Origin of the sequence: Amycolatopsis sp. NPDC024027, assembly GCF_040638975.1 — a bacterium.
In the GTDB taxonomy this organism is placed as follows: Bacteria; Actinomycetota; Actinomycetes; order Mycobacteriales; family Pseudonocardiaceae; genus Amycolatopsis.
In genome coordinates this window covers 129,917-155,981 of the sequence record NZ_JBEZYY010000014.1, presented here as the reverse complement: position 1 = coordinate 155,981, position 26,065 = coordinate 129,917, and the positions used below count along the sequence as shown (strand labels likewise).

Here is a 26,065-nt window from a genome sequence, read left to right as displayed (position 1 = left end):
GAAGTCGCATTCGTTCGTACACGGAAGCAGGTGAAGCTCGATTGAGCACCTCCCGCACGACCGCCACCGGGCCGGCCGCGGCCCATGCCCGCAGCATCGCCGAACGCGAGTTCGCCCGCCCGCGAGAGCAGGCCCCCGGATGAGCACCGACACCCGCCAGGACATGCGGCTCGTCCCAGCGGCAGCGGCCTGTTGGCTGGCGGCGTTGGCCGGCCTGCTGCTCGGCTGGTGGACAGCTGTCGCCACCGGCCTTGCCGCAGTGGTGCTCGCGGGGCTGGTCCTGTGGCGGGCCCGCGGCCGGCCCCGGGTGCGCGACGCGGCGGCAGCCCTCCTGATCCTGGGCCTCCTCGCCGCCGGCCCGATCTCCTGGCGCATCCGCGAAGCTCAACGCGACGAACTTCGTGCCTCCGCCGCAGAAGGGCTGCCGGCGGCATTGCGGGTCGTCGTCGCCGAACGTCCGAAGCCCGTGCGGAGCGCGGGGTATGCCGATCAGCAAGCCGGTGCCCGGTCGGTCGTCCTCGCCGCCGATGTGCGCACCGCATCAGTCGACGGCCGGCCGGTTCCCTCCTCCGGCCGCGTCCTGCTGTTGGCCCCGGTCGCGCAGTGGGCGTCGCTGCTGCCGGGCCAAGAGGTGACGGCGACGGGTCTGCTGATGCCGCCGCGCGGCTCGGATCTGACCGCCGCGGTGCTGTCGGTGCGCGGCCCGCCCGGGGAGCCCGGCCCGGCGCCGTGGTGGCAGCGGGCGGCGGCCGGGCTGCGCACCGGTCTCCACGACCTGTGCCAGGTCCTGCCGGACGAACCCGCGGGCCTGCTCCCGGGACTGGTGCTGGGCGACACGAGCGCGTTGTCCCCGCGCGTCGAGCAGGAGTTCGTCTCCGCGGGCCTCACCCACCTCACCGCGGTCAGCGGCGGGAACCTCGCGGTGATCTGCGGGGCGGTACTGCTCCTGTTGCGCCTGCTCCGGCTCGGGCCCCGGCTGTCGGCCGCGGCGGCCGGCACGTGCCTGTCCGGGTTCCTCGTCCTCGTCGGCCCGGAGCCGAGCGTGCTGCGCGCGGGGGTCATGGCGGCCGTGGCGCTGCTGGCCCTGGCGCTGGGCCGCCGCGGTTCGGCGCTGCCCGCACTGGCCTTCGCGGTGTGCTTGCTGGTGGTCGCGGATCCGGCGATGGCCACGGACTTCGGCTTCGCGCTGTCGGTGTGCGCCACCGGTGGGCTGGTCCTGCTCGCGCCCCGCTGGGCCGACGCGCTGGTCCGCCGCGGGATCCCGCCGGGCTTCGCGGAAGGGCTGGCGATCCCGCTGGCGGCATTCCTGGTGACGGCGCCGGTGCTCGCGGGCATGGCGGGCTCGGTGAGCCTGGTTTCGGTGCTGACCAACGTCCTCGCCGCGCCCGTGGTGGCCCCGGCGACGGTGCTCGGCGTGCTGGCGACGGTCACCGGCCCGTGGTGGCCGGGCGCCGGGAAGGTCCTGGTGCACCTGGCCGATCCGGAGGCCCGGTGGCTGATCACCGTCGCCCGGCACGGCGCGCGGGCGCCGGAGGCGGTCATCGCCTGGCCCGGTGGCTGGGTGGGTGGCCTCCTGGCCGCTGCCGTCCTCGTGGTGCTGGTGCTCGCGCTCCGGCACCGGCGGGTGCGCGTGCTGGTGGCGGTGCTCGTCGCCGGCGCGCTGCTGGTGTTCGTGCCGGTCCGGGTGCTGGCGCCGGCGTGGCCGCCGCGGAACTGGGCGATGGTCGAATGCGACGTCGGTCAGGGTGACGCGGTCGTGCTGGCGACGGCCGAACCGGGACGGGCGGTCGTGGTGGATGCCGGGCCCGAGCCCGGACCGGTCGACGAGTGCCTGCACCGGCTGGCGGTCGACCGGATCCCGCTGCTGGTGCTGAGCCACCTGCACGCCGACCACATCGGCGGCCTCGCTTCGGTCTTCGAGGGCCGTGCGGTCGGCGCGATCGCCGTCGGGCCGGGGCGGTCGCCGGGGTGGGCGTGGCGCCAGGTGGCCGCCGAGGCCACCCGGCGGGCGGTGCCGCTGGTGGAGCTGACCCCGGGCGAGCGGCTGGACTGGCCGGGCCTGGCGCTCGACGTCCTGGGCCCGCGTTACGTACCCGCCCGCTCGGACGGGCCGCAGGACGGCACGACGATCAACAACAGCTCGGTGGTGCTCCGAGCGGAGACCACGGCGGGCCGGGTCCTGCTGACCGGCGACGTCGAACTGGCCGCGCAAGCGGACCTGCTGGCCGACATCGGAGATCTGAAGGCGGAGGTGTTGAAGGTGCCGCACCACGGAAGCCGCTACTCACTGCCCTCGTTCCTCGCGGCGGTGGCCCCACGGGTGGCCTTGGTCAGCGTGGGCGCGGGAAACACGTACGGGCACCCCAGCAAGTCCACAATGGACACCCTGACGGCCCTCGGCGCACGAGTGACCCGCACGGACGTGGACGGCGACACGGCGGTGGTCACCGGAACAGCGATAGCCCGCCGTGGCGAGCCCCGCGGCCCGCCTCGCCGGTGATGGCCGGGGCGGGGAAGGGTGCCGTGGGCCGGTGACTCTTGCCGGAGAGGTGCCGTGGGCCGGTGACTCACGCCGGGGAGGCGACACGTGGTTCGAGCGCCCGGGGAGACAAGGTGCGCCGCCGGGCCGGCGAGCTTGAGCCCGGGGGAGGCGACACGTGGCCGTGCCCCTCCGCCGAGCGCCGGGGCGGGCCGAGTGGCCGCCCCGGCCGGAGCTCAGTAGCCGAGGGCCTTGTTCACGGCCGCGGCCGAGGGCGGCAGGGTTGCCTTGGGACCCACGTGGTTCTCGATCGCGTCGAGGGTCTTGAGGCCGTCGCCGGTGATGAGGAGCACCGTCTCGGCGTCCGGGTCCAGCTTGCCCGTCTCGACCAGCTTCTTCGCCGTGGCGACGGTGACCCCGCCGGCCGTCTCGGTGAAGATGCCTTCGGTGCGGGCCAGCAGGCGGATGCCCTCGACGACCTCTTCGTCCGAGACGTCCTCGATCGCGCCGCCGGTGCGGTTGACGATGTCGAGCACGTACGGGCCGTCGGCCGGGTTGCCGATCGCCAGCGAGCGGGCGATCGTGTCCGGCTTCACCGGCTGGACCACGTCGTGGCCCTCGCGGAACGCGGCCGAGACCGGCGAGCAGCCGGTGGCCTGCGCGCCGAAGACCTTGTACGGGCTGGCGTCCACGAGACCGAGCTGCCCCAGCTCACGGAAACCCTTGTCCACCTTGGTCAGCTGCGAACCGGAGGCGATCGGCACGACGATCTGCGGCGGGATGCGCCAGCCGAGCTGCTCGGCGACCTCGAAGGCCAGCGTCTTCGAGCCCTCCGAGTAGTACGGCCGGACGTTCACGTTGACGAACGCCCACTTCGGGTGCTCGCCGGCGAGCTCGGTGGCGAGGCGGTTGACGTCGTCGTAGTTGCCGTCGATGGCGATGAGGTCGCCGTCGTACACCGCGGTGGTGAGGATCTTGGCGCGCTCGAGGCTCTTGGGGATCAGCACGACCGACCGCCAGCCGGCGCGGGCCGCGGCGGCGGCCGTCGCGTTGGCCAGGTTGCCGGTCGAGGGACACGCGAGCACCTCGAACCCGAACTCGCGGGCCGCGGCCAGCGCGACGGCGACGACGCGGTCCTTGAACGAGTGCGTCGGATTGCCGGTGTCGTCCTTGACCCACACGCGCTTGAGGCCGAGTTCCTTGGCGAGGCGGTCGGCGCGGACCAGCCGCGTCGCGCCCGGCTCGGTGTTCGGGATCTCTTCGACGTTGGACGGAACGGGAAGGAGTTTCTTGTAGCGCCAGATGTTCTTGGGGCCGGCCTCGATGTCTTCGCGGCGGACGCGGCCGAAGTCGTACGCGACCTCGAGCGGCGAGAAGTCTTCGGCGGAGACGAACTCCGGAGCGAGCGGCTGCCGGTGGCCCTCTTCCTTCGACACCAGTTCGACGGCGGGTCCGAGATCCGGGGTCTTCGTGGTGGAGGTCGTGCCGAGGGTGGCGGTCATCGCGAGGTTCCTTTCCTCATCTGCCCCGCCGAAGCGGGCCGGAATTGGCACCGTGGTCGTCAGCTATCCCGCGATCGCGGGATGACAGGCTGTACGCCGGTTGCCGGGGCTTCGTCGGGCCGTTCCCTCTGCCCCTCTGGATGAGCGGTATTCAATTGTCGGTGCGCGCACGCCGGATCCTCCGGGGCGGGCTGCCTCGGCTACACCGTACGACATCGCGCTCGGGACGTGCCACGGTGGCCGCTCGACATCACCGGAGCGGGGGCATCCGAGCGCAAGTGAGAGGATTCCCGGGTGACCGCGCAAGCCACCGCCCCGGCCCCGCTGCACCTGGTGCTGGGTGAGGAAGAACTGCTGATCGAGCGGGCCGTCCGCGAGACGCTCGCCGCCGCGCGCGCGATGGACGCGACCGCCGAGCTGACCCGGGCCCGGGTGTCCGATCTCACAGCGCCCGAGCTGGCCGAACTGGTCAGCCCGTCGCTGTTCAGCGAAGGCCGGGTGATCGTCCTGGAGTCGGCGCAGGACATCTCCCAGGAGCTGGCCGACGCCGTCGCGGCCTACCTGAAGGACCCGGCCGACGGGGTCGTGCTCGTCGTCGTGCACACCGGCGGCGGCCGCAGCAAGGCGGGCAAGACGCTCCCGGCGGCGCTGAAGAAGGCCGGCGCCGAGGTCACCGAGTGCCCGAAGCTGACCAAGCCGGCCGAGCGGGAGCAGTTCGTGCGCCACGAGGTGCGCCGGGTGGGCGGCAAGATCGACCCGGCGGGGGTCGCCGCCCTGCTCGACGCCGTGGGCTCCGACCTGCGGGAACTCTCTTCGGCGGCGACGCAGCTGGTCGCGGACACGGGCGGCACCGTCGACGCCGACGCGGTTCGTCGCTACCACCGCGGCCGGGCCGATGTCACCGGCTTCGCGGTCGCGGAGAAGGCGGTCAGCGGCGATCGCGCGGCGGCGCTGGAGTCGCTGCGCTGGGCGATGCAGCTTGGTGTCCCGCACGTGCTGGTCGCCGACGCGCTGGCCGACGCGGTCCGCACGATCGCCCGGGTCTCCGGCGCCGGCCGGGGCAACCCGAACCAGCTGGCGGGCGAGCTGGGCATGCCGCCGTGGAAGATCCGCAAGGCGCAGGGTCAGTCCCGGGGCTGGAACCCCGACGGCCTCGCGACGGCGATGCGCGTGGTCGCGCGGCTGAACGCCGAGGTCAAGGGCGTGGCGGCGGACCCTGGCTACGCGCTGGAGCGCGCGGTCCTCCAGGTGGCGGCGGCCAAGGGCGACCGCTGACCGCAGCGGCTCCGGACACGAAGAACCCAGACGCGAAGAGCTCCAGGCGCGAGGAGCCCGGCTCGAGAGCCCAGGTGCGAAGAGCCCGGACCTGAGGAGCCCGGACACGAGAGCCGGACCCGAGGAGCCCAGGCGCGAGAGCCGGACCCGAGGAACCCGGACACGAGGACGAGGAGCCCAGGCGCGAGGTGCCCGGACCTGAACAGCCCGGACCTGAAGAGCCGGAAGCGAGAAGTCCGGGCGCAAAAGGCCTGGACATGAAGAAGGCCCCGGCCGAAGCCGGGGCCTTCCCAGAAATCAACCAGCTCAGAGCGCGTTGACGCGCTTCGCCAGCGCCGACTTCTTGTTGGCGGCCTGGTTGGCGTGGATGACGCCCTTCGAGACGGCCTTGTCCAGCTTCTGGGCGGCGTCGCGCTGCAGCTCGGCGGCCTTGGCCTTGTCGCCGGCCTCGGCGGCTTCGCGGACCTTGCGGATCGCGGTCTTCACCGAGGACCGGATCGCCTGGTTGCGCTGACGCGCCTTCTCGTTCGTCGTGATGCGCTTGATCTGCGACTTGATGTTGGCCATAGGGCAACTCCTGTTTCACTCGGTGAGATTCGCCGCCGCGCTGAAGTGGCCCCGCTCGATGAGCAGGTTTCCTCCATGACGGAATGCCGCACGGGCAGCGAGCGATCACTCTAACAGCCGGGCCGCCGGCGCCCGGAGCCGGGAGTACCGTGGGCGACGGCAGTGCCTAGGGTTCCGTCGCCGGTCCGAGCAACCCGCACCACCCGCACCACGCACCACACGCACCACACAGCATCACCCAACCAGGACCGGTGGGTCTGGTCCGAGCGGCACCATCGGCGGGCCCGGACGGCCGGTCGTTCATCTGACGGGGCAAAAGCCTGGAGGACCGGCTGTTCGCGCGCGCGAACAGCCGAAGGGGTCCCGTGAACGCCACCGCCTTGTCCCTCGTCCTCGTCGCCGCCGTCGTGCACGCCGCGTGGAACCTCGCGGCCAAGCGGGTCTCCTCCGGGGGCACCCAGTTCGTCTGGCTCTACTACACGGCCGGCGCCGTCTTGCTGCTTCCCGTCACGATCGTGCTGCTCGTCGTCGAAGACCACCGTCCACAGTGGAGCTGGCTGCTCGCCGCCGCGGTCACCGCCGTCCTGCACATCGCCTACGGGGTCGTGCTGCAGCGCGGGTACCGCGTCGGCGACCTCTCCGTCGTCTACCCCGTCGCGCGGGGCACCGGGCCGCTGCTTTCGGTGCTGGCCGCCGTCCTGGTGCTCGGGGAACGGCCCGGTCCGCTCGGCCTGCTCGGCGCGTTCCTGGTCGTCGCCGGGGTGCTGGTGATCAGCACCGGCCGGAAGGGCGGTGACTCCCGCGCCGTGAAAGCGGGGATCCTCTACGGGCTGCTGACCGGGGCCGTCATCGCCGGCTACACGCTCTGGGACGCGCACTCGGTGACCGGCATCGGCGTGCCGCCGGTCGTCTACTTCGGCCTGGGCTCGGTCCTGCAGAGCGTGCTGCTCGTACCCGGCGCCCTGGCCGATCGTGCCGAAGTGACGCGGATCTGGCGGGACCAGCGCCGCGAGGTCCTGCTCGTCGCGGTCCTGTCGCCGATCGCCTACATCCTCGTGCTGTTCGCCCTCACCATGGCGCCGGTCAGCCTGGTCGCGCCCGCCCGGGAGCTGAGCATCGTGCTCGGCGGCCTCGCCGCGTGGCTGGTCCTGGGCGAGCGTGACGCCGTGCGGCGGCTGGCCGGGTCGGTGATCGTGCTGTCCGGCATCGCCGCGATTGCGGCCGCCTGAGCCCGTCCGGTAGGCATGGTCGGATGGAGATCCTGAAGAGCCGGCTGCTGATCCGCCCGCGGGACGTCGCCGCGTCCACGGCGTTCTACCGCGACACCCTCGGCCTGGCCGTCGAGCGGGAATTCCCGGGTGGCACCGTGTTCTTCCTCGGCCACGGCTCCCTGGAGGTCTCCGGTGCGGGCGAGACGGGCTCGTCGCCCGATCTGGTGCTCTGGCTGCAGGTCCGGGACCTCGCCGGCACCCTGGCCGAGCTGAAGGGCAACGGCCTGGAGCCGGTGCGCGACGCGCGGCGCGAGCCGTGGGGCCTCGACGAGGCCTGGATCGCCGATCCGGACGGCACGCGGATCGTGCTGGTCGAGGTGCCCGAGGGACACCCGATCCGCACGGACACCCGCTAGGCGGGCTTGACGGCGCGCAGCTGCGCGGCGAGCGCGGCGAACCCGGGCGGCTCCCAGGTCCAGGTCTGCAGGTCGGCGAAGCCCGCGGCGGCGGCTTCGTCGGCCAGGACGTGCCTGCTCACGGGCAGCCACTTCTCGTGCGCGGACAGCAGCAGCCGGCCGCCGGGGCGCAGCACCCGGAACAGCTCGGCGAACCCGGCGGCGCGGTCTTCCCACAGCATGACGTTGTTCACGCTCAGCACGACGTCGACGGAGCCGCCGGGCTCGCCGGTGTGCGCCGCCGATCCTTCGCGCAGCTCGGCGCGGTCGCCGCAGCGCTCGTGGCACAGCGTGAGCATCTCGGGGGAGGGGTCGACGCCGACAGCGCGCCCGGCCAGGCGGGCGGCGGCTTCCAGGCCGACGCCGGGGCCGGGGCCGACGATCAGGACGGTCTCGTCGGGCTCGATCTTCGCCAGGTCGACGACTCGGTGTTCGGTGGCGGCGTTGCCGCGGGCCATGACCCAGCCGCCGAGGCGGCCGAGCGTGCCGGTGGGGTGACCGAACGTCCGGTCGAGGACGCGGGCGAAGCCGCTGGTCTCCGGCTGGGGAGGGGGTGCCGGCTGGTGCGGAGTACTCATACTTCGAGGGCACCACGGATCGCGAAACCCCGCATCGGGGATGACCCCCAACCGCACCCGGAGGGCCATGGGACCATAGAGGTGGCCATCCCCGACTTTCCGAGGACTCATTCGAGTGACGACGTTCGCCGACACGACCTTCACGCCTCCGGAGCTCATCCGGAACTTCTGCATCATCGCGCACATCGACCACGGCAAGTCCACCCTGGCCGACCGCATGCTGCAGCTCACCGGCGTCGTGGAAGAGCGGGCCATGCGCGCTCAGTACCTCGACCGGATGGACATCGAACGCGAGCGCGGCATCACGATCAAGGCGCAGAACGTCCGGCTGCCCTGGAAGGTCGACGGGCAGGACCACGTCCTGCACATGATCGACACCCCCGGCCACGTCGACTTCACCTACGAGGTCTCCCGGGCCCTGGAGGCGTGCGAAGGCGCTGTCCTGCTGGTCGACGCCGCGCAGGGGATCGAGGCCCAGACGCTGGCCAACCTGTACCTCGCGCTGGAGAACAACCTCCAGATCATCCCGGTGCTCAACAAGATCGACCTGCCCTCGGCCGACCCCGACAAGTACGCGGGTGAGCTGGCCCACATCATCGGCTGCGAGCCGGAAGACGTCCTGCGGGTCTCGGCCAAGACCGGCATGGGCGTCGGCGCGCTGCTCGACGAGGTCGTGAAGTCGGTTCCGGCGCCGCAGGGTGACGCCGACGCGCCCGCCCGGGCGATGATCTTCGACTCGGTGTACGACACCTACCGCGGCGTCGTCACCTACATCCGCGTCGTCGACGGCAAGATCACGCCGCGCGAAAAGATCAAGATGATGTCCACCGGCGCCACGCACGAGCTGCTGGAGGTCGGGATCATCTCGCCCGAGCCCAAGCCCAGCAAGGGCCTCGGCGTCGGCGAGGTCGGCTACCTGATCACCGGCGTGAAGGACGTCCGCCAGTCGAAGGTCGGCGACACGGTGACGTCCGAGCGCAACGGCGCCAAGGAAGCGCTGGCGGGCTACCGCGAGCCGAAGCCGATGGTCTACTCGGGCCTGTACCCGGTCGACGGTTCGGACTACCCCGAGCTGCGCGAGGCGCTCGACAAGCTCCAGCTGAACGACGCCGCGCTCGACTACGAGCCGGAGACGTCGGTGGCGCTCGGCTTCGGCTTCCGCTGCGGCTTCCTCGGCCTGCTGCACCTGGAGATCACGCGCGACCGGCTCGAGCGCGAATTCGGCCTCGACCTGATCTCGACGGCACCGAACGTGGTCTACGACGTGGTGCAGGACGACGGCAAGGAAATCCACGTCACCAACCCGTCGGACTGGCCGACGGGGAGCAAGATCGACAAGGTGCTGGAGCCGGTCAGCAAGGTCAGCATCCTGGCGCCGTCGGAATTCATCGGCACGATCATGGAGCTGTGCCAGAACAAGCGCGGTCAGCTGCTCGGCATGGACTACCTGTCCGAGGATCGGGTCGAGCTGCGCTACAACATGCCGCTCGGTGAAATCATCTTCGACTTCTTCGACACGCTGAAGTCGCGTACGCGCGGCTACGCGTCGCTGGACTACGAAGAGGCCGGTACGCAGGCGGCGGATCTGGTCAAGGTGGACATCCTTCTGCAGGGCGAGGGCGTGGACGCGTTCTCCGCGATCGTGCACAAGGACGACGCCTACAACTACGGCAACCGCATGGTGAACCGGCTCCGCGAACTGATCCCGCGGCAGAACTTCGAGGTGCCCATCCAGGCCGCCATCGGCGCCCGGATCATCGCCCGCGAAACGATTCGCGCGATCCGCAAGGACGTGCTCGCGAAATGCTACGGCGGTGACATTTCGCGTAAGCGCAAGCTGCTGGAGAAGCAGAAGGAAGGCAAGAAGCGGATGAAGACCGTCGGCCGGGTCGAGGTTCCGCAGGAGGCCTTCGTCGCCGCACTGTCCACTGAGGACTCCGGCAAGAACAAGAAGTAGGCTGTTCCATTGATGTGACTGTTTCGTTGATGTGACACCGGCGCCCATATTCACGCCACCGCGTGAATATGGGCGCCGAACCCGTGTTCGAGGTGGTTTCTGTCGGTGCTCTCTGGTTTCCTCTGGTGTGAAGAGCGAAAGGAGAGCACCATGACGGTCATGGCAGACATCGAGCTTCCCGCCGATTCGGGCCCCCTGACGGTGCACGACCTCGAGGGGATCCCGTTTGATGGCCGACGTTATGAACTCATCGACGGGGTGCTCATCGTGAGCCCCGCACCGGGTCGAAGACACCAGAAGATCGTGATGAAACTCGCGAGAGTGCTCGAGGACGTGTGCCCGGCAGAGTACGACGTACTCGTCGCGCCGTTCGCGGTGCACTCGGGTGACAAGATCGAGCTTCAGCCGGACGTCCTGGTCGGCTTGGACGAGGACTTCACGGACAAGGATCTCCCCGCGCCACCGGTGCTGGCGGTCGAGGTGCTGTCGCCCAGCACGGCGATCCACGACCTCAACACCAAGAAGGCGGTCTACGAGCGGCTTGGGACGGGCAGCTACTGGGTGATCGACCCGGCGGCGCCCGCGTTGACGGTGTTCGAGCTGGATGCGGACGGTCACTACCAGCAGGTGGCCAAGGCAGCGGGCGACGAGGCGGTCGAGCTCGAGCAACCCTTCCCGGTGCGGATCGTGCCACGGGAGCTGCTGGGCCGGCTCGGCTGACGCGGCGCCGGTCAGTGGGGCCGGATGCGAGGCGTCCCGCGGAGCTGGGCGTGCAGCTGCCGGTGGCGCAGTTCCTTCCGGAGCCGGTCGAGCACGGCGTCGAACAGGGCCGGGGTGAGGATCGCCGTCTGCTCGAACTGTCTCCGCTCGGGCGGTGCCGGCGGCAGCTTGCTTCGCGGCGCGTAGCGCTGCACTGAGCTCTCGACGCCGCCGCCGGTGACCAGGTCGACCCAGAGGGCGTCGCGCAGGTAGCCGTCGCCGAAGCGGGCCGAACGCCGGACGGTGACTTCCGCGATCTCCGGCCAAGGCACCAGGCGCGTGCTGAGCGTGCCCGCCGGCAGGCGGATGCCCTCGTCGCCGATGGTGAGGTCGCGCAGGCCCTCGAACCCGCGCTTGAGGTCGCGGGCCCGGGAGACGCGGTAGATCAGGACGGCGGCGAGCACGGTCGCCGCGTAGGCGCCGCCGATCAGCCACGGCGAGAGGCCGCGCACCAACCCGGTGGCGAGCGCCGCGCCGAAGCCGGCGTCGGCGACGACGAGCAAGCCGACCAGGACCTTGACCGGCGTGGTCACGCGGGGCGGGGACTCGGACAACGGGACGACTCCTGGGGCCGGAGGGGTCAGGGATTGCCGATTATCCGGTCTGCCCGGATGAACACCGCGACCCGCCGCTCTTCGGCCATGACCCGGTCGTACTCGGCCCAGTCGTCGTGGGTGCCGGTGGCGGCGATGAAGACGTCACGCAACAGCTGCGGCAGGCCCGTGGGGTCGAAGGCGGGGTCGGGATCGTCGGGCCCGATGAGGTGGGTGGCACCGGTGACGGAGAGCCAGTTCCAGCCGCGCCGGAAGGTGACGGTGGCGTGCCCGGACCGCCGCAGCAGGAGAAGCTTGTGCGCTTGGCCGACGGCGACGTAGGCGACACCCGGCGCACCGGTCACCGGATCGTCGAAGACACCGACGTTGACGACGGAGGCGTGCACGGTGCCGTCCGCCCGCGTCGTGGCGACGGTGGCGAGGCCGTGCTCCTGCAGCGACAGCGTGCGAACCTGCTCCAGATCTGCGGTCATGCCCCAACCTAACCCGCCGCACGGGCCGCCCGTCCGGGTTTCACCGCGCGAAGTGCGCCGATAACCGTCCGCACAGGAGGTCGACGTCGGCGCGAGGCGCCCCGGGCCAGTCGACGTCCATCCACCCGACCTCGGCGGGAGTGCCCCGGTGCCGCACGAAGACGTGCTGGTGGAAGTGGGCAATGGCCCGCCCGGCGATGGCCGAGTGCACGGACTCGGGATCCAGTTCGGCCCGCAGTGCCCGGGCCGCCACCCAGGCGGCCCGCGCGACGGTCAGGGCTTCGGCTTCGGTGAGCCCGTCGAGGTTCGCCACGTGCCGCCGGGTCTCGACGAAGAGGTAGCCGGGGAAGGCGCCGGGCCGATGACTGACGACGGCGAGCTCGTCGGCCCAGATGACCGGCCCCACCAAGGGGCCGGTACCGCTGTGCTTGGCGCAGATCGGGCACGGCATGACCGCAGCGTACTGCGCCACGGTTCAGGTCGAGGTTCGATCGGCTGGAGGCCAGACGTGGCCGGCGGCGTCGTCCGCAACCCGGACGTGTTCGAGGACGACGGTCCGTTCGAAGGCCGCGGCGGCGAAGGAGACGGCGCCGCCGAACACCGCGCCGTCCGGGTGGGGGACGCCGTCGACCGTGCGCACGCCGCCGAACAGGGCCTCGTCGCGGAACACGGCTTCGTCGAACATCGCGCCGTTGTGGAAGACCGCTCCCCGGAACAGCGCCAAGCCGTGGAAGCGGGCACGCTTGAAGTTCGCGGACGTGCGGAACTCGCTGCCGCCGAAGCTGGCGTAGCCGGTGAATTCGACGTCCTCGAAGCGGTTCCAGCCGGCGAACCGCGCTCCGCCGAACCGGACGTTGCCGACCCGGCACCCACGGAAGTCGAAGTGGCACAGGAGAGCGCCCGTCAGGTTGAGGGTGATTCCGGGCCAGAACTCCGGACGCGGCTCGCCGGGAGCGTCGCCGGGTAGAGGTGGTCGGCCAGGATGCGCTGGGCCGTCGCGCGCACCTCGAGCTCCTGGTCGCTCGCGTGCCCGTCGGTGCCGGTCTGTGCTGAATCCGCCGTGTCCTGGCTCGAACCGGGGGCGCGCAACGACGACCAGGGTGGCATCCGGGGCCCGGTGGGCAGCGTGTACGGCAGCCGGAGGTAGGCGCAGAGGAGATTGACGATCGTCTGCCGCTGGTCCGGCGTGTTCTGCGCCAGCCGCTCCAACGCGTAGAGACCGGCCAGCCGGATCGGTGTCTTCTCGGATCCGAGCTGGTCCGCCGCCTTGGTGTAGAGCTCGGTGATCCGCCGTTCCGCCGCGTCGACCCGGGCGTCCTCGGCCAGCCGCCGCTGGTGCGCGGCAGTGTCCGAGGCCACCTGCTCGACGTGCTTTTGCGCGTGCTCCCGCTGGGCGAGCTCCTGCTCCTTCCGGCGGAGTTCGAGCTCGCCCAGGCGCTGCCGTCGCGCGGCCAGCACGAGCGCGACGGCGCCGCCCGCGCCGAGGACCACGTTTCCGGTCGCGCGGAACACCTCCAGCTGCGCCTGGTCCGCCGGTGTGCCGGCGCCGAAGAGCGCCAGCAGCAGCCAGAGCGTCCCGACCGCGACCACGACCAGCCCGGCGAACACGATGGCCCGCGTGGTGAGCACCTTGCCGAGGCGCTCCTCGCGAAGGCCGGCCGGCTCGGTCGGCTCCGGGCCCTCGCCGGCCGGTCGTGCTGGTGGGTTGCGCACCGGTCGACTGTGCCACGCCCACGCCTGGCCCGGAACCAGTTCCGGGCCGGGCCGCCCTCCGGGGAGGGAGGGCCCGGCGTTCGGCTCAGCAAGCGCCGTTGTCGGTCCACACCCCCCACTGGCCCGTCGTTCCCGGCTCCTCGCCCTGCGTCCACCACTTCGCGGTCCACTTGTGGCCGTTGTGGGACACCACGTTCCCGCCCGTGTACACCTGCGTCGCGGTCCACGCCGGGTCCGCGCACGTGCCCGGGTTCGTCGTCCCGCCCGTGTCCCACGCGATCTGCGCCGACCGGTAGAAGTTGATCCCCTGCGCCACCCAGCGGGGCGCCTGGGCGCCCAGCCGGGTCCGGAACGCCGTCCAGTCGTGCGTCGACCACGGTGACCAGCCCAGCTCCGCGTGCGCGGCCAAGCGGGGGAACGCCAGGTAGTCGATGTCCGATGGTGTCACCACCGTTTCCGTCCACAGTGGCGACTCCACGCCGCGGACCGCCGATTCGCCCACGCCCGACAGGTACGCTCCCGGGTTCCAGCCGTAGGCGTCCTGGACCTCGATGTAGCCCGCCCACGACAACCCGATGGGCGTCGAGCTGTTGTACTTCATGTCCAGGTACGCCTTGTTCGCCGGCGACAGGATCACCTTGCTGCCGCGGGAAACCGCCGTCGACACCCCCGGATCGGAGGTGGAAGTCCCCCAGAACTGCGGGGTCGCCGAAGCCGGCAGAGACGCCTTCGCGACGTCGTGCCAGCCCACCACCGACTTGCCCGTGGCCGCGACCAGGGGGAGAACCTTGTTGACGAACGTGAGGTAGTCGGCCGCCGACGTCGAGGACGCTTCGTCGCCGCCGATGTGGAGGTACGGGCCCGGGGTCAGAGCCGCCAGCTCGCGCAGGACGTCCGCGATGAACGTGTACGTGATGTCCTTCGAGATGCACAACGAGCTGTAGCCGACCGCCGTGTCCGTGCGCAGGGCCGGGGCCACCCCGTTGCAGTTCAGCTCGGCGTATGACGCCAGTGCCGCGTTCACGTGTCCCGGCATGTCGATCTCCGGGATGACCGTGATGTGGCGCGAAGCCGCGTAGTTCACGATGTCGGTGTACTGCGCCTTCGTGTAGTAGCCACCCGCGCCGCCGCCGACCTGGGTGCTGCCGCCGTACGTCGTCAGGCGGGGCCAGCTGTCGATCTGGATGCGCCAGCCCTGGTCGTCCGCCAGGTGGAGGTGCAGGTTGTTGATCTTGTACTGGGCCAGCTGGTCGAGGTACCGCTTGACCGTCGGCACCGGGTGGAAGTGGCGGGCGACGTCGAGCATCGCGCCGCGGTAGGCGAAGCGCGGGTAGTCCACGATCGTCGCCCCCGGGACGCTCCACGGGCCCTGCTGGGCCGTCGGGCTTTCGACCCGGCCCGGCAGCAGCTGCCGCAGCGTCTGGACGCCCGCGAAGAGCCCGTCCGCGGTGGTGGCCCGCACGGTGACCGACGACGCCGTCGACACCAGCTGGTAGCCCTGGGCGCCGACGCTCGCGGGGGCGCCGCCGAGCAGCAAGGCGATGCTGTCGGAGGGCACGGACGCCGGCGCGTCGGACACCGGCAGCGCGAAGCCGGTCGACGGCCGCAGCACGCCGGCCAGGTAGTCGCCGACCTGCCTGGCCGGCGCCGAACCGGCTTCGGTGACGATCTTCGTCGTCGAGACCAGCGGGAACGCGACCCCGGCCGCCGGGGTCACCGAGACCGGTGCCGGCACGATCGACTGCAACGCCGGCGTGGCCGCCGCGGCCGGCGTGAAGTGGGCGGCTGTCGTGCCGGCGCCGATCAGGGCCAGCACGGCGAGTGCGCGGCCGAGCCGCCGCGCGAAGGACTGCTTCACCGGGGGACCTCCTGGCGGGAAGGGCGCGACCTCGCCGTCGCACCTGACCGGATCGTCGCACTTCCGGCGGTCGTGGTCTAGACCAGTCTGGGTGGTTAAGCTCGCGCGGTGACGCGGGACTTCGTGCCGGGATCGCCGTTCGCGCTGCTCTCGGAAGCCGAAACGGCCGCCTGGTACGCCTACATGAAGGTGCACCTGCGGCTGGACTACGAGATGAACCGGCAGCTACGGGCCGACAGTGGCCTCTCCCTCGCCGACTACCACGTCCTGGTCGCCCTGACGAGCGATGCCGGTGGCCGGATGCGGGTCACCGACCTCGCGATCCGCATCGGCTGGGAGCGCAGCCGGCTGTCGCACCACCTCAAGCGGATGCGGGACCGCGGGCTGGTCGAAACCGGGACGGCCGTCGAGGACCGCCGCGTCACCGAGGTCGCGCTGTCCGAGGAGGGCTGGGCCTCGTTGCGGCAAGCGGCGCCGGACCACGTCGGGTTCGTGCGTGAAGCGGTCCTGGGTGCCCTCGAGCCCGGTGAGCTGGCGCAGCTGACGACGCTGCTCGACCGTGTCTACGACCGGCTGGTCGAGCGCGGCACCCTGCCCTGGCCGGACGACCACCCCTGACAGTTGCGTGACATGTCACCTAATATGGGTCGTGAGACCGAGGAGGACGTGATGGCGACGGTGGCCGGGCTGATGGAAGCCAATCTGCTTCAGGTGTTCAACGAACGTGACGACGAGCGGCGCGCGAAGGCGATCGCCGCGACCTACGCGCCCGACGTCGAGTTCGCCGACCCGGAAGGGGTGGTGACCGGCCACGCGGAGCTGAACGCCAAGGCGCGCGGGCTGCTGGAACAGTCGCCGGGCTTCGTCTTCGCGCCCGCCGGTCCGGTGCTCGTCAACCACGACCTGGGCCACCTCGCCTGGCAGTTCGGCCCCGAAGGCGCGCCGCCGGTCGTGCGGGGGATCGACATCGCGCTCGTCGAGGACGGCGTGATCAAGAAGCTGTACACGATGTTGCTGCCCGGCTGAGTACTACGCTCGGTGGCATGTTCGACGAGCTGACGTTCCCGGTCGTCGCCGCGCCGATGGCCGGCGGTCCCACCACTCCGGAGCTGGTCGCCGCGGTGTCCGAGGCCGGTGGCTTCGGCTTCCTCTCCGCCGGCATGCTCACGCCCGCGGCGCTGAGCGCGCAGATCGACCGCACCGCCGAGCTCACCGGGCGGCCGTTCGGCGTCAACCTCTTCGTGCCGCAACCCGACACCGGCGCCGACATCTCAGCCCACAAAACCCGGCTCGAAGCGTTCGCCCGCGAGTACGACGTCGAGCTCGGCGAGCCGAAGTGGGACGACGACGCGTACCCCGCGAAGCTGGACGTCGTGCTCGAGAAGCGGATCCCCGTGGTGTCGTTCACCTTCGGGCCGCCCTCGCCGTCGGACGTCCTCCGGCTCCGCGACGCCGGTGCGAAGGTCGTCATCACCGTGACCACCCCGGAGGCCGCCCACCGGGCCGCCGACCTCGGCGCCGACGCGCTCGTCCTGCAGGGCTTCGAGGCGGGCGGGCACCGGAGCCTGTTCACCGACGACCCGCGGCTGCCCGGCGGCGGCGCGGAATACGGCGTCCTGGCCCTCCTGCGGCTCGTCGCCGCCCGCGTGGACCTGCCACTGATCGCCGCCGGCGGGCTGGTGCACGGGGCCGACGTCGCCGCCGTGCTCGCCGCCGGGGCCGTGGCGGCCCAGCTGGGCACCGCCTTCCTGCGCGCGGACGAAGCGGGGACATCGGAGGCGCACCGCAAGGCGCTCGCCCTCGCCGAGCGCGAGACGGCGTTCACCCGTGCCTTCAGCGGCCGCCCGGCCCGAGGTCTGGTCAACAAGTTCATGGACGCCCTCTCCGAGGGAGCGCCGGCCGCGTATCCGCAGCTCAACAACCTGGCCGGCCCGGTGCGCAAGGCGTCGGCGAAGGCCGGTGACCCGGAAGCGATCTCGCTGTGGGCGGGCCAGACCTACCCGCTCGCCTACGACGCCTCGGCCGCCGTGATCATCGAGCGGCTGAAGGTCGAGGCGCGCGAAGCCGCCGCCCGCCTCGACCGGATCCGCTAGCCGCCCGTGCGGTTCAGCAGCGAGTGCCGCCGGCTGTAGAGGAAGTAGACGACCAGGCCGATCAGGAACCAGACGCCGAACCGGATCCAGGTCGCCGGCTGCAGGAACGTGATCAGCCAGAGCGAGAACACGATGCCGATGGCGGGCACCACCGGCATGCCCGGCGTCTTGAACGTCCGGGGCAGGTCCGGCTGCTTGTAGCGCAGCACGATCACCGCGACGCAGACGACGACGAACGCCAGCAGGATGCCGATGTTCGTCAGCTCGGCCGCCTCGCCGATCGGCAGGACGCCCGCGATGATCGCGGACGCGCCGCCGAGGATCCACGTCATCCGGCTCGGCACCTGGCGCTTCTCGTTCGTCTTGCCGAACCACGGCGGCAGCAGGCCGTCGCGGCTCATCGAGTAGCCGACGCGGGTGGCGCCCATCAGGAACGTGAACAGCACGGTGAGGATGCCGATGATGGCACCGATCGCGATCACCGTGGCCAGCCCGGAGAGGCCGACCGACTTGAACGCCGTCGAGAACCCGCTCTTCGGGTCGATCTCGGTGTACTTCTGCATGCCGGTCAGCACCAGGCAGGCCAGCACGTACAGCACCATCGAAATGGCGAGCGAGTAGATGATCGCCTTCGGCATGTGCCGCTGGGCGTCCTTCGACTCTTCCGCCGCGGTGCTCATGGCGTCGTAGCCGAAAACGGCGAAGAACACGGTCGCGGCGCCGGTCACCGCGCCGCCGAAGCCGGCCGGCGCGAACGGCGTGTAGTTGCCGGTCTTGACGTAGAAGAAGCCGACCAGGATGACCACCAGCACGATCAGGACCTTGATCCCGACCATCGCCGTCTCGAACCGGGCGGCGCTGCGGATGCCGCGGTTGAGCAGGTACGCGATCAGCAGGCACAGCAGCGCGGCGAACAGGTCGACCTTGTGGCCCGGCCCGGTCCCGGGCGCACCGAGCATCCACGCCGGCAGGTCCAGGCCGAGCTGGCCGAGCAGGAAGCTGAAGTAGCCCGAGATGCCGATCGCCACCACCGCCACGATCGCGGTGTACTCCAGCAGCAGGTCCCAGCCGATGAACCAGCCGACGATCTCGCCGAGCACCGCGTAGCCGTAGGTGTAGGCCGAACCGGCCTTCGGGATCAGGCCGGCGAACTCCGCGTAGGAGAACGCCGCCGCGGCGCTGGCGACCCCGGCGATGAGGAACGAGATCAGCACGGCCGGCCCGACGCCGGGGATGCCCGCCGCGTCGTCGCCGTGCGCGACACTGCCGGCGAGGGCGAAGATCCCGGCGCCGATGATGCCGCCGATGCCGATGGCGGTCAGCTGCCACAGCCCCAGAGTGCGTTGCAGGCCGCCGCTTTCGGCCGGGTCCTGGATCTGGTCGATCGGCTTGCGCCGGAAGATGCCGGAGCTCGAGCCCAAGCCTCCTGGAGCGGACATCATCGTCTCCCGAACGGTCGGTGGAAGGCCCGGATCACGGACCCTCGCGGGAACCTACCGCCAACCCGGCGCGCCGACAGCCTGAGCGCGTCAGCCCGCCGCGGTGTCCTCGCTGACGGCCTTCGGCGCCGACGCGGCCGCCCGCTTCGCCTGGGTGGTCCGGACCGCGCTCGCCGCGAAGTAGGTGAGCAGCTCCGCGACCTCCACCGGGTCGTCCAGCTGCGGGCAGTGGCCCCAGTCCTCGCGGACCAGCAGCCTGCTGTGCGGTACCAGCGTGTGCAGCTGCCGCCCGGACGCGGCGGTGACGAGCTTGTCCTTGCCGCACGCGACGACCAGCAGCGGGACCTCGACCGAATCGAGGCGGTAGGCGTCGGCGAGTTCCGCGACGAGCTGCCGGGCCTCTTCCAGCCGGCTCTTGGTCGCGCGGTAGTCCGGGAAGAGCGCGGTGAAGCGCTGCACCTGGGTGGCGTCGGCCGCGCCCGAGTCGGCGTACAGCAGCCGCGGGACGAGCTGCTCGGCGACCTTGCGCACCAGGAACCCCGGCACCGGGAGGGGCAGGGACGAATACAGCCGCAGCGGCAGCGGGTAGCGCGCGACCGCGCGGATCAGCCACGAGTCGACGAAGCCCGGCGCGGCGATCGAGACGACGCCGGAGATCGGCAACCTGCTGTTTTGGGCCGCGCGCAGGCTCATGGTGCCGCCGAGGGAGTTCCCGGCCAGCACGACCGAGCCGAGCACGGCCTGTTCGCGGACGACGGCGGTGGTGAACGCGTCGAGCTGCGGCAGCAGCGGGCCCGGCCGCAGTGGCTGGGCGTCGCCGAACCCGGGCAGATCGACCGCGACCGCGGGGATCCCGGCGGCCGCGAGCTGCTCCAGGGCGGGGCGCCAGGTGTCGGCGCTGTCGCAGTAGCCGTGCAGCAGCACCAGCCGCGGTGCGGTGGGCCGGACGTGCGGTGTGGCAGACCTGCGGCGCAGGGAGCGGCGCGGAACCTCCGGCTCGGGGACGGTTTCGCCGACCTCGAGCACGCGGGTGCGGACACCGGCGTAGCGCCGGAAGGAGACCCGGATCGGGTCCTCGTCACTGGGCCGGCCGCCCGGGACAGCCGGCGCGGGCCGCTTCGTTGCGGTCATGTTCCAAGATTACCTGGCCGGGGTGGGGTTTTGGTGGAATTTCGGTGCTAACGACCAGGTCTCGAACTGAAGACGTGAAATATTCACGAGATGCCGCGCTGGGCGGATCAAAGGGTCCGCCCAGCTCACGGTGGGTCTAGCGGGTGAAGACGATCTTCCCGGCGGTGTCCCCGTCGAGCATCGCCTGGAAGCCCTTGGGTGCCTCGGCAAAAGAAAGTTCCGCGCCGATCTGCGGGCGGACGCCGGTCAGGTCGAGGTAGGCGAGCAGGTCCGCGAGCTCGTCGCGGGTACCCATGGTCGAGCCGGCGACGCGCAGCTGGAGGAAGAAGACGCGCTGCAGCTCCGCATGCGCGTCCGGGCCGCTGGTCGAGCCCGAGACCACGATGATCCCGCCCGGCTTGAGCGACTTGACCGAATGCGACCAGGTCGCCTTGCCGACGGTCTCGAACACGGCGTCGACGCGCTCGGGCAGCCGCGCGCCCGATTCGAACGCCTGGTGCGCGCCGAGGCTCGTTGCGAGAGCGCGCTTCTCCTCGGTGCGGCCGGTGACCCAGACCCGGAACCCGGCCGCGCGGCCGAGCTGGACCAGCGCCGTCGAGACGCCGCCGGAGGCACCCTGCACAAGCATCGTCTGCCCCGGCCGCAGCCCGGACTTCACGAAGAGCATCCGGTAGGCGGTCAGCCAGGCCGTGCCCATGGTGGCGGCTTCGGCGAAGCTGAGCGCCGCCGGCTTCGGGACGACGTTGCGGGCGGGCACGACGACCTGGTCGGCGAAGGTGCCCTGGTGCTTCTCGGTGAGCAGCGTGCGCTTCGGGTCGAGGGTGTCGTCGCCCTGCCAGCCCGGCGCGTTGATCACCGAGTGGATGACGACCTCGGAGCCGTCGTCGAGGGTGCCGGCACCGTCGCAGCCGAGGATCATCGGGAACTGCTCCGGCTTGATCCCGACCCCGCGCAGCGTCCAGAGGTCGTGCATGTTGAGGCTGGCCGCCTTGACGCGCACGCGGACCCAGCCGTCGGGCACCTCGGGTTCGGGGCGCTCGCCCACGACGAGCGAGTCGAGCGGGCTGTCGGCGTTGGGCTCCTGCGCGTACACGGCGAACATGTCCTGCAACGTACCGCCCCTGGCACGCGGGGGCAGCAGAGCGCGCGTAGGCTCACACTGTGTTCAACGGGCTTGCCGACTGGTGGGACGGGGTCGAGCTGTGGCTCGCCCAGGCCTGGTTCCCGGTGCAGTTCGTGCTGGTCATGGTGGTCGTCGTGCCGCTGTGCCTGGCCGCCGCCTGGGTGCTCGACAAGGTCGTCGGCCTCTTCGCCCGGCGGTTGACTCCGGGGCGTGACGACGACTCCGACGGGTCGGCATAGGCTCGCGCACCATGTTCAACCGAAGGCGGATCACCGCCGCGCTGATCGGGCTCCTCGTGCTGGTGCTGGGGGGCTGGCTGGTCAAGGACGTCCTCAGCGACAGCTCGTCATCGCCCGCTCCGAGCTCGTCGGCGAGCGCGCCCGCGAAGAGCAGCACGCCGGCCAAGGGCGGCGCCGCTGTGCCGGGCGCGGACTCCGGGCTGCCGGTGAAGGCGCTTTCCGCGCTGCCGCCGCAGGCCTCGGACACGTGGAAGCTGATCGAGGCGGGCGGCCCGTACCCCTACCCGCGCAACGACGACGTCGTGTTCGAGAACCGCGAGAAACGCTTGCCCGGTAAGAAATCCGGTTATTACCACGAATACACGGTGAAGACCCCGGGCAGCGCCGACCGCGGCGCCCGGCGGATGATCACCGGGCAGGCGCACGAGCTGTACTACACCGGCGACCACTACGCGTCGTTCGTCGTCGTGGACCCGGCCCGATGAGCGCCGACGAGCTGGCGAAGGCCGCCGCGGAAGAGGCGTTCGCCCGGGGCGCGTACCCGCACCTGGTGAACTCCCGGCCGACGGTCGACAAGGCCGGCACGCTGAGCGCCTTCGCCGAAGCACTGTCCTTTCCGGACCACTTCGGGCACAACCTCGACGCGCTCTACGACTGCCTGACCGACCTGTCGTGGCTGCCGCCGGGCGAGCACGTGCTGATCTGGCCGGGCTCGGACGCGTTGCGCAAGGCCGAACCCAAGACGTACCTGGCCATCCGCAGCGTGCTGTCGGACGCGCAGCGTGCACTCGGCCCGAGCGGCCGCAGCGCCGGTTCGTGGCGGCTCACGGTCGTGCTGCCGGACGCCTGAGCGGCGTCCCCGCGCGTTTGACCGTGCGGATCACCGGCGCGCTTTCCAGGGTCTGCACGCCGCGGAGCCCGGCGACGCGGCCGGTGAGGTAGCGGTAGAGGTGCCGGCCGTCGCGGCAGTTCACCATCGCCGTGAGGTTCGTCGTGCCGGTGGTGGCGACGGCGAACGACGTCTCGGGGTGGCCGGCCAGCGCCTCGCCCGCCTCGGCGAGGTGCGCGGGCGAGACGGTCAGCCACAACCGCGTCTCGGACCGGAATCCGAGCCGGGCGGGGGACACGTCGAGGTGGTAGGTCAGCGTGCCGTGCCGCCGCAGCAGGTCCATCCGCCGCCGCACGGCCGAGTCGGACCAGCCCGTGGCCGCGGCCAGCGCGGTGTAGCTCGCCCGGCCGTCGTGGGCCAGCGCGTCGAGGAGCGGCTGGTCCCCGGGAGCCGGCGGGAGTCCCGGCCCGCTGGGCTCCGGCGGGCGCAGCCGTTCGATCTGCCCGGGCGACAGGCAGTGCAGTCCGCTCCAGCCGTCCGGGAGCGCGAACGTGTGCAGCAGTTCGTGTGCGGAGACCGCGGTCACGCGGTGGGCGCGCGGCAGCTTGTGCAGCAGGAGGTCGTCGCGCCCCGCCGTGTCCGGGGCGTGGACGGTGCAGGAGATCTCGGTGCCGCCGGAGAGCAGGTGCACCCACGACACGTCGGGCCGGTCGGCGAGCGCGGCCGCGACGGCGGCTCCGGCGTCGGGGGTCGTGCGCAGGCGGAGGGTCCACGTCGTGTAGCCGGCTTCACCGCCGCGGACCGCGCCGGTGATCTTGAGGACGCCGGCGGCCCGCAGCCGCTGGTAGCGCCGGGCGACGGTGTTCTCCGAGACGCCGAGGACCGGGCCGAGCGTTCGCATCGGCGCGCGGCCGTCGAGCTGCAGGGCGTGGAGCAGGCCCCGGTCGACGTCGTCGAGCGTGACGGTTTCCATGTCCGCAGCGTATTCGATGACGGTATCCGGCGGGCTCATCGACTTTTCTGGTGGTGATCGGCGCCTCTCGCGCACTCTTCGGGGCACACACGAAGGGAGTTTCGATGCGCAAGTGGTGGCCGTTGACCGTCGTCTGTGCGGGGTCGTTCCTGTTCCTGCTGGACACGACCGTCGTGACGGTGGCGCTGCCCCGGATCGGCGCCGATCTGTCGGCGTCGGTCGGGCAGCTGCAGTGGGTGCCGAACGTCTACACGCTGGTCTTGGCGGTGCTGATGCTCGCGGTGGGGTCGCTCGCCGACCGCTTCGGCCTGCGACGGGTGTTCCTCGGCGGGCTCGCGGTGTTCGGGCTGGCGTCGCTGGCCTGCGGGTTCTCGCCTGACATCGGGACGCTGATCGCGGCCCGCGGCGTCCAGGCGATCGGCGGGGCGGCACTGGCGGTGACCGGGTTCGCGATCCTGGCCGCCTCTTACGAAGGGCGCTCACGGGGAACCGCGATCAGCGTGTTCTTCGCGGTGAACGGGCTCGGCGCGGCGGCGGGTCCGGTGGTGGGCGGCGTGCTCACCGAGTACTTCGGCTGGGCGGCGATCTTCCTGGTCAACGTGCCGCTCGCGGTGGCTACGGGGTTGTTCGCGCTGCGGGCCGTGCGGCCGGACGAGCCGGGGCGTCCGGGCCGGTTCGACGTTGCGGGCGCGGTGTGGTTCGCGGTCGGCGCCGCGAGCTTGGTGCACGGGCTGACCTCGGACCGGTGGGCGCTGGCGGTTTCGGTGCTCGGTTTCGCCGGATTCGTCGTCGTGGAACGGCGTCGGGCCGAGCCGATGCTGGACCTGCGGCTGTTCCGCGACGGCGGGTTCTCGACGCTCATCGCCTGCGCGGCAGCCTCGACGTTGACGTTCGCGGCACTGGTCTACGTGTCGCTGTGGCTGGGACTTTCGCGGTCGCCGGTCGCGGCCGGGCTCGCGCTGGCTCCGCTCGCGGTGGCGTCCTTCCTGACTTCGACGCTCCTCGGCAAGGTGCTGCACCGGTTCCCGCCGCGAATCCTGCTCGGGGCCGGAGTTCTGGTGGGCGCGCTCGGCTGTGCGTCGCTGCTGGTCATGGCGATCCCGCTCGGGCTGGCGGTGACCGGCGTCGGCGTGGGCATCGCGGGCCCGGCGACGGGCGCGGCGATCGCTTCCGCGGCACCGCCGGGACGGGCCGGGATGGCCGCGGGGATCCTGACGACGACCCGGCAGTTCGGGCAGACACTCGGGGTGGCCGTGCTCGGGATCGCTTACCAGGCCGGGGGTTTGACGCCGGTGTACGTCGTCGCCGCGGTGGCCGGCGGGGTGACGGGCCTGCTCGCGCTGGTTCCGCGCAAGCAGGCCCGCGTCCCGGCTTAGTCCTGCGGGACCCAGTTCGGCTTGCGCTTCTGGGCGAAGGCCAGGATGCCCTCCTGGCCTTCCTCGCCGGCGAAGAACTTCGCCGACAGGCCGAGCATCTCGTCGAAGCCGTCCGAGGGCGTGGCCGGGCGGGGACGGCTCAGCAGCGCCTTCGTCTCGGCCAGCGCCTTCGGGCCACCTGCCGCCAGTGCCTTGACGTACCGGGCGACCTCGCCGTCGAGGTCGTCGGACGCCGAGTTCAGGAGGCCGATCTCGACCGCGCGGCGCGCGTCGAACGTGTCGCCGGTCAGGAACAGCTCGTGGGCCGCCCGGGGGTTGAGGCGGGGCAGGACCGTCAGGGAGATGATCGCCGGGACCACGCCGATGCGGACCTCGGAGAAGGCGAACGTCGCTTCCGGCACCGCCACGGCGATGTCGCACGCGGCCACCATGCCGATGCCGCCGGCGCGGGCGGGGCCGGCCAGGCGGGCGACCACCGGCTTCGGGCTGGTCCACAGCTGCTCGAGGATGCGCGGGAACTCGTTCACGCCCTGGTCACCCGCGCCGGCGCCGCGGGCTTCCTTGAGGTCCATCCCCGCGCAGAACACCGGCCCGGTGTGGGTCAGCACGATCACCCGCACGGCGTCGTCGGCGGCCGCCTTGGCCAGCGAGTCCGAGAGCTCGCGACGCAGCTGAGCCGACAGCGCGTTGCGGTTGTGCGGGGAGTCCAGGGTGATCGTGGCGGTGCCGCCCACCACGTCGTAGTGCACCAGTTCGTCAGCCATGCCCGTCACCCTTGCACATCCGCCGCGGGTGGTGCGGTGTTACGCGGGCCACCCCGCGGGCGGGAACCCGCGGGGTGGCCCGGCGCTCAGCCGATGGTCGTCGTGGTGAAGACCGGGCTCGGGTTGGGGAAGCAGGCCGTCGGTGCGGTGAGGTCGCCGATGATCGTGCTCGCCACCGCCTTGAACGTCAGGCCCGGGTCGCCATAGCTGGTCCCGCCCAGCTTCGTCTCGATCGTGCCCGACTGGCCCGCGGTCAGGTGCGCGGTGACGGTGGGCAGTTCGAACGTGGCGCCCCCGGCGATCGGACCGGGGAAGCTCAGCGTGGCGACGCCGTTCGCGACGGACAGGGTCGGCGGGGTCGAGCCGAGGCCCGAGCCGCCTGTCAGGTCCGCGCCGACGTACGACGAGTTGGCCGGGATCGGGATCTTGAGCGCGAAGGTGTTGATGTTCTTGACCTTGTTCCCGCTCACCTCGCCGGGCACGGTGTTCGGCGCGGGATCGATGACGACGTCGAACGCACCGCCCGGCGCGACCGTGGCGGGTGCGGTGACGTCCGCGTCCTGGTTCAGCGCCACCTTCTGCGGACCGACGATGGGGGCGTCGGCCTGGCAGTCGAAGGTGACGCTGGTGGCCGCCGACGCCGGAGCGGCGAGGGCGATCGGCAGGACCGCGGCCGCGGTCAGCGCGGCGAGCCGGGAGAAGTGAAGAGCTTTCATC

General features: G+C 71.6%; 28 protein-coding genes, 1 pseudogene and 1 riboswitch. Of the genes and pseudogenes, 13 read left to right on the top strand and 16 right to left on the bottom strand.

Annotation, left to right across the window (positions count from 1 at the left end):
• Window positions 1-139 precede the first annotated feature (139 nt).
• Window positions 140-2,500 (top strand): ComEC/Rec2 family competence protein, encoded by a 2,361-nt coding sequence (locus AB0F52_RS30820; protein ID WP_360178660.1) that lies wholly within the window; start codon window positions 140-142, stop codon window positions 2,498-2,500.
• Between the two features lie 215 nt (window positions 2,501-2,715).
• Here AB0F52_RS30820 and thrC read toward each other — a convergent pair whose 3' ends face one another.
• Window positions 2,716-3,981 (bottom strand): threonine synthase, encoded by a 1,266-nt coding sequence (gene thrC, locus AB0F52_RS30815; RefSeq protein WP_360178657.1) that lies wholly within the window; start codon window positions 3,979-3,981, stop codon window positions 2,716-2,718.
• 13 nt (window positions 3,982-3,994) lie between these two features.
• Window positions 3,995-4,128, bottom strand: a riboswitch (SAM riboswitch).
• 147 nt (window positions 4,129-4,275) lie between these two features.
• Here thrC and holA point away from each other — a divergent pair.
• Window positions 4,276-5,256 (top strand): DNA polymerase III subunit delta, encoded by a 981-nt coding sequence (gene holA / locus AB0F52_RS30810; RefSeq protein WP_360178654.1) that lies wholly within the window; start codon window positions 4,276-4,278, stop codon window positions 5,254-5,256.
• Window positions 5,257-5,562: 306 nt separating this feature from the next.
• Here the strand turns inward: holA and rpsT are convergent, their stop codons facing one another.
• Window positions 5,563-5,823 carry a 30S ribosomal protein S20 gene (gene rpsT / locus AB0F52_RS30805; protein WP_091316168.1) on the bottom strand — a complete coding sequence of 87 codons (261 nt, stop codon included), beginning with the start codon at window positions 5,821-5,823 and terminating at the stop codon, window positions 5,563-5,565.
• 365 nt (window positions 5,824-6,188) lie between these two features.
• Here rpsT and AB0F52_RS30800 point away from each other — a divergent pair, with 365 nt between their 5' ends.
• Window positions 6,189-7,052 carry a DMT family transporter gene (locus AB0F52_RS30800; protein WP_360178650.1) on the top strand — a complete coding sequence of 288 codons (864 nt, stop codon included), beginning with the start codon at window positions 6,189-6,191 and terminating at the stop codon, window positions 7,050-7,052.
• A gap of 23 nt (window positions 7,053-7,075) precedes the next feature.
• On the top strand, window positions 7,076-7,450 hold the full coding sequence (locus tag AB0F52_RS30795; RefSeq protein ID WP_360178648.1) for a VOC family protein: 375 nt from the start codon (window positions 7,076-7,078) through the stop codon (window positions 7,448-7,450).
• Here AB0F52_RS30795 and AB0F52_RS30790 read toward each other — a convergent pair.
• Window positions 7,447-8,067 (bottom strand): class I SAM-dependent methyltransferase, encoded by a 621-nt coding sequence (locus AB0F52_RS30790; RefSeq protein WP_360178645.1) that lies wholly within the window; start codon window positions 8,065-8,067, stop codon window positions 7,447-7,449. The two genes, AB0F52_RS30795 and AB0F52_RS30790, sit on opposite strands and share 4 nt — an antisense overlap.
• Window positions 8,068-8,182: 115 nt before the next feature.
• On the opposite strand from AB0F52_RS30790, the gene lepA reads away from it, so the two are divergent.
• A complete protein-coding gene (gene lepA / locus AB0F52_RS30785) occupies window positions 8,183-10,024 on the top strand; it encodes a translation elongation factor 4 (RefSeq protein WP_360178642.1) in 1,842 nt (613 codons plus the stop codon).
• 150 nt (window positions 10,025-10,174) lie between these two features.
• Complete coding sequence (locus AB0F52_RS30780) at window positions 10,175-10,744, top strand: Uma2 family endonuclease (protein ID WP_360178953.1); 570 nt, start codon at window positions 10,175-10,177, stop codon at window positions 10,742-10,744.
• Window positions 10,745-10,755: 11 nt separating this feature from the next.
• On the opposite strand, the gene AB0F52_RS30775 is transcribed toward AB0F52_RS30780, so the two are convergent.
• The 7 genes and pseudogenes from AB0F52_RS30775 to AB0F52_RS30745 form a co-directional block, all read right to left on the bottom strand.
• On the bottom strand, window positions 10,756-11,337 hold the full coding sequence (locus tag AB0F52_RS30775) for a hypothetical protein (RefSeq protein WP_360178639.1): 582 nt from the start codon (window positions 11,335-11,337) through the stop codon (window positions 10,756-10,758).
• Window positions 11,338-11,363: 26 nt separating this feature from the next.
• On the bottom strand, window positions 11,364-11,810 hold the full coding sequence (locus AB0F52_RS30770; RefSeq protein WP_360178636.1) for a pyridoxamine 5'-phosphate oxidase family protein: 447 nt from the start codon (window positions 11,808-11,810) through the stop codon (window positions 11,364-11,366).
• A 40-nt stretch (window positions 11,811-11,850) separates the two neighbouring features.
• Window positions 11,851-12,261 (bottom strand): HIT domain-containing protein, encoded by a 411-nt coding sequence (locus AB0F52_RS30765; RefSeq protein ID WP_360178633.1) that lies wholly within the window; start codon window positions 12,259-12,261, stop codon window positions 11,851-11,853.
• A gap of 24 nt (window positions 12,262-12,285) precedes the next feature.
• Window positions 12,286-12,534, bottom strand: a complete 249-nt coding sequence (locus tag AB0F52_RS30760) for a hypothetical protein (RefSeq protein WP_360178950.1) — start codon at window positions 12,532-12,534, stop codon at window positions 12,286-12,288.
• Window positions 12,535-12,540: 6 nt separating this feature from the next.
• Window positions 12,541-12,702: pseudogene (locus AB0F52_RS30755) on the bottom strand (hypothetical protein); the annotation flags it as partial.
• Window positions 12,703-12,713: 11 nt separating this feature from the next.
• Window positions 12,714-13,523 carry a hypothetical protein gene (locus AB0F52_RS30750; protein ID WP_360178630.1) on the bottom strand — a complete coding sequence of 270 codons (810 nt, stop codon included), beginning with the start codon at window positions 13,521-13,523 and terminating at the stop codon, window positions 12,714-12,716.
• Window positions 13,524-13,608: 85 nt separating this feature from the next.
• The gene (locus tag AB0F52_RS30745; protein WP_360178627.1) at window positions 13,609-15,381 is read right to left on the bottom strand and encodes a family 20 glycosylhydrolase; all 1,773 of its coding nucleotides are present in this window, start codon (window positions 15,379-15,381) and stop codon (window positions 13,609-13,611) included.
• 108 nt (window positions 15,382-15,489) lie between these two features.
• On the opposite strand from AB0F52_RS30745, the gene AB0F52_RS30740 reads away from it, so the two are divergent.
• From AB0F52_RS30740 to AB0F52_RS30730, 3 genes are read left to right on the top strand one after another with little or no spacing between them, the layout of a single operon-like run.
• A complete protein-coding gene (locus tag AB0F52_RS30740) occupies window positions 15,490-15,999 on the top strand; it encodes a MarR family winged helix-turn-helix transcriptional regulator (protein ID WP_360178624.1) in 510 nt (169 codons plus the stop codon).
• Between the two features lie 51 nt (window positions 16,000-16,050).
• Window positions 16,051-16,407, top strand: coding sequence for a nuclear transport factor 2 family protein (locus tag AB0F52_RS30735; RefSeq protein ID WP_360178621.1), 357 nt, complete (start codon window positions 16,051-16,053; stop codon window positions 16,405-16,407).
• A 17-nt stretch (window positions 16,408-16,424) separates the two neighbouring features.
• Window positions 16,425-17,474: a nitronate monooxygenase gene (locus AB0F52_RS30730; protein WP_360178618.1), complete on the top strand. Its 1,050-nt coding sequence runs from the start codon at window positions 16,425-16,427 to the stop codon at window positions 17,472-17,474.
• Here AB0F52_RS30730 and AB0F52_RS30725 read toward each other — a convergent pair.
• The 3 genes from AB0F52_RS30725 to AB0F52_RS30715 form a co-directional block, all read right to left on the bottom strand.
• Complete coding sequence (locus AB0F52_RS30725) at window positions 17,471-18,913, bottom strand: amino acid permease (protein ID WP_360178615.1); 1,443 nt, start codon at window positions 18,911-18,913, stop codon at window positions 17,471-17,473. The genes AB0F52_RS30730 and AB0F52_RS30725 overlap by 4 nt on opposite strands.
• 90 nt (window positions 18,914-19,003) lie before the next feature.
• A complete protein-coding gene (locus tag AB0F52_RS30720) occupies window positions 19,004-20,044 on the bottom strand; it encodes an alpha/beta hydrolase (protein ID WP_360178612.1) in 1,041 nt (346 codons plus the stop codon).
• 136 nt (window positions 20,045-20,180) lie between these two features.
• Window positions 20,181-21,146: a zinc-binding dehydrogenase gene (locus AB0F52_RS30715; protein WP_285985123.1), complete on the bottom strand. Its 966-nt coding sequence runs from the start codon at window positions 21,144-21,146 to the stop codon at window positions 20,181-20,183.
• Between the two features lie 59 nt (window positions 21,147-21,205).
• Here AB0F52_RS30715 and AB0F52_RS30710 point away from each other — a divergent pair, with 59 nt between their 5' ends.
• The 3 genes from AB0F52_RS30710 to AB0F52_RS30700 are packed head-to-tail and all read left to right on the top strand — an operon-like array spanning window position 21,206 to window position 22,256.
• The gene (locus tag AB0F52_RS30710; protein WP_360178608.1) at window positions 21,206-21,406 is read left to right on the top strand and encodes a hypothetical protein; all 201 of its coding nucleotides are present in this window, start codon (window positions 21,206-21,208) and stop codon (window positions 21,404-21,406) included.
• Between the two features lie 11 nt (window positions 21,407-21,417).
• Window positions 21,418-21,891: a ribonuclease domain-containing protein gene (locus AB0F52_RS30705; protein ID WP_360178605.1), complete on the top strand. Its 474-nt coding sequence runs from the start codon at window positions 21,418-21,420 to the stop codon at window positions 21,889-21,891.
• Window positions 21,888-22,256: a barstar family protein gene (locus AB0F52_RS30700; RefSeq protein ID WP_360178602.1), complete on the top strand. Its 369-nt coding sequence runs from the start codon at window positions 21,888-21,890 to the stop codon at window positions 22,254-22,256. Before AB0F52_RS30705 ends, AB0F52_RS30700 begins: the two co-directional genes overlap by 4 nt.
• On the opposite strand, the gene AB0F52_RS30695 is transcribed toward AB0F52_RS30700, so the two are convergent.
• Window positions 22,231-23,208, bottom strand: a complete 978-nt coding sequence (locus tag AB0F52_RS30695) for an Lrp/AsnC family transcriptional regulator (RefSeq protein WP_360178599.1) — start codon at window positions 23,206-23,208, stop codon at window positions 22,231-22,233. The two genes, AB0F52_RS30700 and AB0F52_RS30695, sit on opposite strands and share 26 nt — an antisense overlap.
• Window positions 23,209-23,312: 104 nt before the next feature.
• On the opposite strand from AB0F52_RS30695, the gene AB0F52_RS30690 reads away from it, so the two are divergent.
• Window positions 23,313-24,584 carry an MFS transporter gene (locus tag AB0F52_RS30690; RefSeq protein ID WP_360178596.1) on the top strand — a complete coding sequence of 424 codons (1,272 nt, stop codon included), beginning with the start codon at window positions 23,313-23,315 and terminating at the stop codon, window positions 24,582-24,584.
• Here AB0F52_RS30690 and AB0F52_RS30685 read toward each other — a convergent pair.
• Both AB0F52_RS30685 and AB0F52_RS30680 read right to left on the bottom strand, forming a co-directional pair.
• Window positions 24,581-25,348, bottom strand: coding sequence for an enoyl-CoA hydratase family protein (locus AB0F52_RS30685; protein WP_360178593.1), 768 nt, complete (start codon window positions 25,346-25,348; stop codon window positions 24,581-24,583). The two genes, AB0F52_RS30690 and AB0F52_RS30685, sit on opposite strands and share 4 nt — an antisense overlap.
• 86 nt (window positions 25,349-25,434) lie before the next feature.
• The gene (locus AB0F52_RS30680) at window positions 25,435-26,064 is read right to left on the bottom strand and encodes a cyclase (protein WP_360178590.1); all 630 of its coding nucleotides are present in this window, start codon (window positions 26,062-26,064) and stop codon (window positions 25,435-25,437) included.
• Window position 26,065 lies beyond the last annotated feature (1 nt).